Source organism: Kocuria sp. CCUG 69068 (assembly GCF_020833785.1).
Lineage (GTDB): Bacteria > Actinomycetota > Actinomycetes > Actinomycetales > Micrococcaceae > Kocuria > Kocuria rosea.
Genome location: NZ_PDDL01000144.1, coordinates 1 through 6,805 on the forward strand (window position 1 = coordinate 1; position 6,805 = coordinate 6,805).

Sequence of the window (6,805 nt, forward strand, 5' to 3'; positions counted from 1 at the left end):
GGACGAGTCCGTCGCGGACCGCCACGGCGAGCGCGTGCACGGTCGCGGCCCGGCGGGTGGTGACGCCCACGTCCCGCTGCAGCCGGGCCGGGTCCGTCCCGGCGATCCGGCGGGCCGTCGGGAAGGCGGTGGCGCCGCCGGTCACGGGCGTGCCGTGGTGGCGGACCAGGCGCCCGGCGAAGGTGCGGGCCGCGGCGAGGGAGACCTGCTGCCCCAGTACGGTCAGGACCGCCGTCTCGAAGCCGTCCGGTGCACCGGGCAGCCGGATCAGGGGCCAGGCGCGCACGTCCGCGGCGAGCACGGGGTCGGCCGCCAGGGCGCGGTCCGCCGCGGGGGACTCCGTGCCCTCGCCGAGCCAGCGGCGCACCCGCTCCAGCACGGGCTCCAGGGTCTCCGCCGCCCCGGGCCCCACGCGCACCGGCAGACCGGCCGGAGTGAGGCCCCTCCAGTCGACCGTCACCGTGCGGACCGCTCCGTCCACCACGACGGGGCGCCGGTGGGCGCCGCCCGCGAGGTCGTCGCACCCGGGCACGGCCTGGGAGGCCAGGAAGTCCCGGAGGAACCCGGGGGACGCCGGCGCCGGGAGCAGGACGTCCACGGCACCCGCGGACCCGTCGTCGTGCATGCGCTGCTCCCGGTCGTCGAGGGGCGGGGATCCGGACCCAGCCTGTCCCGGGGGCCGCTGCGTGTCCAGGCGGAGAAGCGGCGGAGGCCCTGTTCAGATTGTTCAACAATCACTACACTGGCACGAGAGTGACCGCGGCCACGTCCAGGGTGGCCGGCGCCGTGCCCCGGCGCAGGTCGCCCCCGTCCCGAGGAGGCCGCATGTCCAGCTCCGCCCCCGTCCCGCCCGACCCGGAGGGCCGCGGCGCCGTCAGCAGCCCCGCGGCGATGCGGGCCGTGAACCGCTCCGCCCTGCTCGGCGCCCTCTTCCTGATGGCCACCAGCGCCATCGGCCCCGGGTTCATCACCCAGACCGCGAACTTCACCGTGCAGCTGGGCGCCGCCTTCGCGTTCGCCATCGTCATCTCCATCGTCGTCGACATCGCGGTGCAGCTGAACGTGTGGCGGATCATCGGCGTCTCCGGGCTCAAGGCGCACGAGCTCGGCAACCGCGTGCTGCCGGGCCTCGGCTGGTTCATCGCCGCGCTCGTGGCCACCGGCGGGCTCGTCTTCAACATCGGCAACACCGCCGGCGGCGGGCTCGGCCTCGACGCGCTGCTCGGCCTCGACCCCACCTGGGGAGGCATCATCACGGCGCTGATCGCGGTGGGCGTGTTCGTCAGCAAGCGCGCGGGCGTGGCCCTGGACCGGATCGTGGTGGTCCTCGGCGTGCTCATGATCCTCGTGACGAGCTACGTCGCGTTCGTCTCGCGGCCCCCGGTGGGGGAGGCGCTGCGCAACGTGGTGCTGCCCGAGAACGTGGACTTCCTGATCATCACGACCCTCATCGGCGGGACCGTGGGCGGGTACATCACCTACGCGGGCGCCCACCGCATCGTCGACGCCGGGATCACCGGCGTGGAGAGCGTCAAGCAGATCTCCCGCAGCTCCGTGGTGAGCATCGTGCTCACCGGGGTCATGCGCTTCCTGCTGTTCCTGGCGATCCTCGGGGTGGTCGCCGGCGGCGCCCAGCTCACGGGCGAGAACCTCGCCGCCCAGGCGTTCCGCTCCGCCGCCGGGGAGGTCGGCCTGCGCCTGTTCGGGGTCATCCTGTGGGCCGCGTCCATCTCCTCGGTCATCGGCGCCGCCTACACCTCGGTGTCCTTCCTCACCACCTCCCGGACGAAGCCGCGCACCCGGAACCTGATGACCATCGCCTTCATCCTGGTCTCCGCCACCGTGTTCGCCCTGCTCGGCCAGGCGCCGTCCACGCTGCTCATCGTGGCGGGCGCCGTCAACGGGCTCATCCTGCCGCTGGGCTTCGCGGTGCTGCTGTGGGTGGCCTGGCGCCGGCGGGACCTGCTGGGCGGCTACGAGTACCCCAAGTGGCTCGCGCTGATCGGCACCGTGGTGTGGCTGCTCACCATCTTCCTGGGCTACCAGTCCCTCAGCGGCATCGCCGCGCTGTGGGCGTGATCGCCGTGGGACCGGACAGCACGCAGGCCCGGCGGGACCGGGCCGCCCTGGCCCCGGGCGCCGCCCGGGCGATGTTCCGCAGCGGCCTGGTCACGCCCACGTCGGGCTGGTGCGACGGCTTCGCGCAGGCCAACCTGATCGTCGTCCCCGCGGACTGGGCCTTCGACGTCCTGCTCTTCGCCCAGCGCAACCCCAAGCCGTGCCCGGTGCTCGGCGTGCTCGAGGCCGGCGAGGTGACCGGGCCGCTGCTGGGCGGCGGCGACGTCCGCACCGACGTCCCGCTCTACACCGTCTACCGGGACGGCGAGGCGGCGGGCACCCGCACCGACCTGCTCGACGTGTGGCGCGAGGACCTCGTGACCTTCGCCCTCGGCTGCAGCTTCACCTTCGAGGCGGCCCTGCAGGAGGCCGGGATCCCGATCGCCCACATCGACCAGGGCGTCAACGTCCCGATGTACCGCACGAACGTCCCGTGCGCGCCCGCCGGGCGGCTGTCCGGCCCGCTGGTCGTGTCCATGCGGGCGATCCCCGCCTCCCGGGTGGCCGACGCGGTGCGCATCACCTCCCGCTATCCCGCCGTGCACGGCGCCCCGGTGCACGTCGGCGCCCCGCAGGAGCTGGGCATCCGGGACCTCGGGGCCCCCGACTACGGGGACGCGGTGCAGATCCCGGACGGCCACGTCCCCGTGTTCTGGGCCTGCGGGGTGACGCCCCAGGCGGCGGTGCTCGAGTCCGGGGTGCCGTTCGCCCTCGGCCACGCCCCGGGCCACATGCTGGTCACCGACCTGCCCGACTGGCAGTACCAGGTCCCCTGAGCGCGGCCGGCGCGGGGCCCTCCAGGACGTCCAGCAGCTGCTGCCGGGAGGCCTCCAGGTAGTCGTGCATCTGCACGGCGGCCTCCTCGCGCCGGCCCTGCTCGAAGAGCTCGAGGATCCGGGCGTTGCGCTCGATCCAGGGCGCGTGGAAGGACGGGTCCTGGCGCATGGAGTGGAACACCAGTCGCATCTCCGCGAGGGTCCGGGACATCAGCTCGTCCTGGCGCGGCGAGCCGGCCAGCTCCACCACGCCGCGGTGGAACTGCTGGTTCGCGTCGGCCATGCCGGTGACGTCCCGGCGGTCGCGGGCGGCGCGGCCGTCCTCGACGGCGGCGTGCAGGCCCGGCTGCGGGACCGGGTCCGACCAGCGCAGCGCCGAGGTCTCCAGCGCGAGCCGCACCCGGTGGATCTCCCGCACGTCGTCCGCGCCGGGCCGGGCCACCGAGACGCCGCGGTTGGGCACCCGCACCAGCAGGTTCTCCCCGACCAGGATCGTGAACGCCTCGCGCAGGGTGTTGCGGGAGACCCGCAGCGCCTCGCTGACCCGGGCCTCCGAGAGCCGGGTCCCGGGCGGCAGCCGGCCGGCCACGACGCCCTGGCGCAGCACGTCCACCGCCCACGGGATGGCCTCGCCCTGCGGGACGGGCCCGGCCTGGGCGACGGCCGTCGTCAGGAACTCGTTCTGCACGGTGTTCATCGATCCCCATCCTGACATCCCGGGGGCGCCCGGCCGTGCGGCGGCACCCTGGTGGCGGACCAGGCCGTCCTCTACGCTGTCAGGACGTCCGACCCACTCCCTGGAGGCTTCGATGCAGAAGACCGGTGCAGCACTCGCCACGGCGGCCGTCCTGACGGTGACCGCGTGCGGGGGAGGGGAGTCCGGCGGCGGAGCGGCCGGGGACGGCGAGCTGACCAGGGTCGGCGTGGGCGTCATCGCGAGCACCGACGTGGCACCCCTCTACCTCGGGATCGAGCAGGGCTTCTTCGAGGAGGAGGGCCTGGAGCTCGACATCACCCAGGCCCAGGGCGGTGCGGCCATCGTCCCGTCCGTGGTCAGCGGGGAGATGGACTTCGGCTTCAGCAACGTGACGTCGCTGATCGTCGCCCGGTCCCAGGGGCTGCCGCTGCAGATCATCGCCAACGCCAACAACTCCACCGGGGTCCAGGGCGAGGACTTCGCCGACGTCCTGGTGCGCGAGGACAGCGACATCCAGGACGCCGCGGACCTGCAGGGCAGGACCGTCGGGGTGAACACCCTGAACAACATCAGCGACACCACCATCCGCGCGGCCATCGAGGCGCAGGGCGGGGACCCCGGGGACGTCGAGTTCGTCGAGGTGCCGCTCCCCGACATGCCGGCGGCCCTGGAGCGGGGCGAGGTGGACGCGATCGGCTCGATCGAGCCGTTCCGGACCATCGCCATGCAGGACGGGGCGCGCTCGGCGGTCTCCAACTACGCGTTCCCGATCGAGGACCTGACGGTGGCCGTGTACTTCACCACCGAGGACGTGCTGGCCCAGGAGCCCGAGACCGTCGAGGCGTTCCGGGCCGCCATCGAGAAGTCGCTGCAGTTCGCGCAGGACAACCCCGACGAGGTCCGGGCCGTGCTGCCCAGCTACACGCAGCTCGACGAGGAGCTGATCGACCAGCTCGTCCTGCCCGCCTACCCCACCGAGGTGAACCGGCAGTCCGTGCAGGAGCTCGCGGACCTCGCCGTCCAGCACGGACTCATCGAGGAGGCCCCGCCCCTCGAGGAGCTGCTCCCCGAGTGAGCCCCCGGGGAGGTCCGGGCGCCCCGGGGACGGAGCCCGGTCAGGAGAGGCGGGCCAGCACCTGGTCGGCGGTCACCGCGTCCCCCGGTCCCACCGCGAGCTCCCGGACCGTGCCGGCCCGCGGCGCGGACACCCGGGTCTCGGTCTTCATGGCCTCCAGCACGGCGACGTCCTGGCCCGCCTCGACGTCGTCCTGCTCGGCCACCAGCCACGAGACGAGCGTGCCCGCGAAGGGCGCGGTGACGGTGACGGCGCCGTCGTCGGCGGGCTGCGCCCCCGCGGGGGCGGCCTCCGACGCCGCGGGGGCGGAGCCCAGGGCCGCGGCGAGGGCGTCGGGGATCCCGATGCTCACGCGCCGCCCGTCCACGTCCACCGTGAAGCGGGTGCGGCCCGGCTCGTCCGCGCGGGCGTACTCGGCGTCCGGGGCGAGCCGGCCGGCGAACTCGTCCTCGATCCACGTGGTCCACACCCCGAGCCCCTCGCTCCCGGCGAAGGCGGGGGCGTCCAGCACGGCGCGGTGGAACGGGACCGTGGTGGCCACGCCGTGCACCCGCAGCTCGCGCAGGGCGGTGCGGGCCCGCACGAGGGCCTGCTCGCGGGTGGGCGCGCTGACGACGAGCTTGAGCAGCAGTGAGTCGAAGGTCGTGGCCACCCGGGTGCCGCGGTGCACCCCGGAGTCCACGCGCACACCCGGGCCGGTCGGGGTGTCGACGGCCTCGACCGTGCCCCCGGAGGGCAGGAAGCCGCGGCCGGGGTCCTCGGCGTTGATCCGGAACTCGAACGCGTGCCCGCGCGGGACCGGGGTCTCGAGCACGGGCAGCGGGTCCCCGGCGGCCACGGTCAGCTGGGCGCGGACCAGGTCCACGCCGTAGACCTCCTCGGTGATCGGGTGCTCCACCTGCAGCCGGGTGTTGACCTCCAGGAAGGAGATCAGCCCGTCCGGGGCCACGAGGAACTCGGCGGTGCCCACCCCCACGTACCCGGCCTCCCGGAAGATGCCCTCGGCGGCGGCGGCGATCCGCTCGCGCTGGTCGTCCGAGAGGAACGGCGCGGGGGCCTCCTCGACGAGCTTCTGGTGGCGGCGCTGCAGGGAGCAGTCCCGGGTCCCGAGCACGACGACGTGGCCGTGGGAGTCGGCCACGACCTGCGCCTCCACGTGCCGCGGGCGGTCCAGGAAGCGCTCCACGAAGCACTCGCCGCGGCCGAACGCGCTCTGCGCCTCGCGGGCGGCCGAGCGGAAGGCGTCCTCGACCTCGTCGAGCTCCCGGACCACGCGCATGCCGCGGCCCCCGCCGCCGTGGGCGGCCTTCACGATCACCGGCAGGCCGTGCTCCTGCGCGAAGGCCCGGGCGTCCTCCGGCGACTCGACCGGGCCGTCGCTGCCCGGCACGAGCGGGGCGCCCGCGCGCCGGGCGATCTCGCGGGCGGCGACCTTGTCCCCCAGCAGCACGATCGTCTCGGGGGAGGGGCCGATCCAGGTGAGGCCGGCCTCGATCACCGCCCGGGCGAACCCGGCGTTCTCGGAGAGGAACCCGTAGCCCGGGTGCACGGCGTCGGCGCCGCACCGGCGCGCGATCGCGAGCACCTCGTCCCCGTCCAGGTAGGTCTCGGCGGCCGAGGTGCCCTCCAGGGCGTACGCCTCGTCGGCCAGGAGGACGTGCGGGGCGTCGGCGTCGGGGTCGGCGTAGACGGCCACGGACTCGAGGCCGGCCTCGGCGCAGGCGTGGACGACGCGGACGGCGATCTCCCCGCGGTTGGCGATCAGGATCTTGCGCACGGTGCTACTCCCGGGAGGTGTCGGTGGACATGTCGGTGGACGTGCTGGCGGCGGTGCTGTCGGGTTCGGCCTGCGCGGTGGCGGGCCCGGGGTCCTCCGCGGGCGGCGGGCCGAGATCGGGCGCCGGCAGCCGGACGAAGCGCAGGCGCCCGCCGGGGCGCAGCTGGGCGAGCACGGCGAGGTCCTCCGGGTGCACCACCCCGAGCACGGGGTAGCCGCCGGTGGTGGGCGCGTCCTGCAGCAGGACGACCGGCAGGCCCGCGGGCGGGACCTGGACGCAGCCGGGCACGGTCCCCTCGCTGGGCAGCTCGTCCGTGCGCACCCGCTCCAGCGGCTCGCCGGAGAGCCGGGCGCCCACGCGG

General features: G+C 74.9%; 6 protein-coding genes and 1 pseudogene. 3 read left to right on the forward strand and 4 right to left on the reverse strand.

Going from position 1 to position 6,805, the window contains the following annotated elements; genetic code table 11:
* On the reverse strand, positions 1–625 hold a 625-nt coding region (locus CRM73_RS17460), incomplete at its 3' end, for an AlkA N-terminal domain-containing protein (RefSeq protein ID WP_305067813.1).
* A gap of 200 nt (positions 626–825) precedes the next feature.
* Between CRM73_RS17460 and CRM73_RS17465 the strand changes: the two genes are divergently transcribed.
* Both CRM73_RS17465 and CRM73_RS17470 read left to right on the forward strand, forming a co-directional pair.
* Positions 826–2,079 carry an NRAMP family divalent metal transporter gene (locus CRM73_RS17465; RefSeq protein WP_229588622.1) on the forward strand — a complete coding sequence of 418 codons (1,254 nt, stop codon included), beginning with the start codon at positions 826–828 and terminating at the stop codon, positions 2,077–2,079.
* Positions 2,080–2,150: 71 nt separating this feature from the next.
* Positions 2,151–2,894 (forward strand): putative hydro-lyase, encoded by a 744-nt coding sequence (locus tag CRM73_RS17470; RefSeq protein WP_229588624.1) that lies wholly within the window; start codon positions 2,151–2,153, stop codon positions 2,892–2,894.
* On the opposite strand, the gene CRM73_RS17475 is transcribed toward CRM73_RS17470, so the two are convergent.
* Positions 2,857–3,591, reverse strand: coding sequence for a GntR family transcriptional regulator (locus tag CRM73_RS17475; protein ID WP_229588623.1), 735 nt, complete (start codon positions 3,589–3,591; stop codon positions 2,857–2,859). The genes CRM73_RS17470 and CRM73_RS17475 overlap by 38 nt on opposite strands.
* A 112-nt stretch (positions 3,592–3,703) precedes the next feature.
* Between CRM73_RS17475 and CRM73_RS17480 the strand changes: the two genes are divergently transcribed.
* On the forward strand, positions 3,704–4,666 hold the full coding sequence (locus CRM73_RS17480; RefSeq protein ID WP_017833158.1) for an ABC transporter substrate-binding protein: 963 nt from the start codon (positions 3,704–3,706) through the stop codon (positions 4,664–4,666).
* A gap of 40 nt (positions 4,667–4,706) precedes the next feature.
* Here CRM73_RS17480 and CRM73_RS17485 read toward each other — a convergent pair whose 3' ends face one another.
* Both CRM73_RS17485 and CRM73_RS17490 read right to left on the reverse strand, forming a co-directional pair.
* Entirely contained in the window at positions 4,707–6,443 is a 1,737-nt protein-coding gene (locus CRM73_RS17485; RefSeq protein WP_095650245.1) for a biotin carboxylase N-terminal domain-containing protein, read from the reverse strand.
* A gap of 4 nt (positions 6,444–6,447) precedes the next feature.
* Positions 6,448–6,805, reverse strand: a pseudogene (locus CRM73_RS17490) (hypothetical protein); the annotation flags it as partial.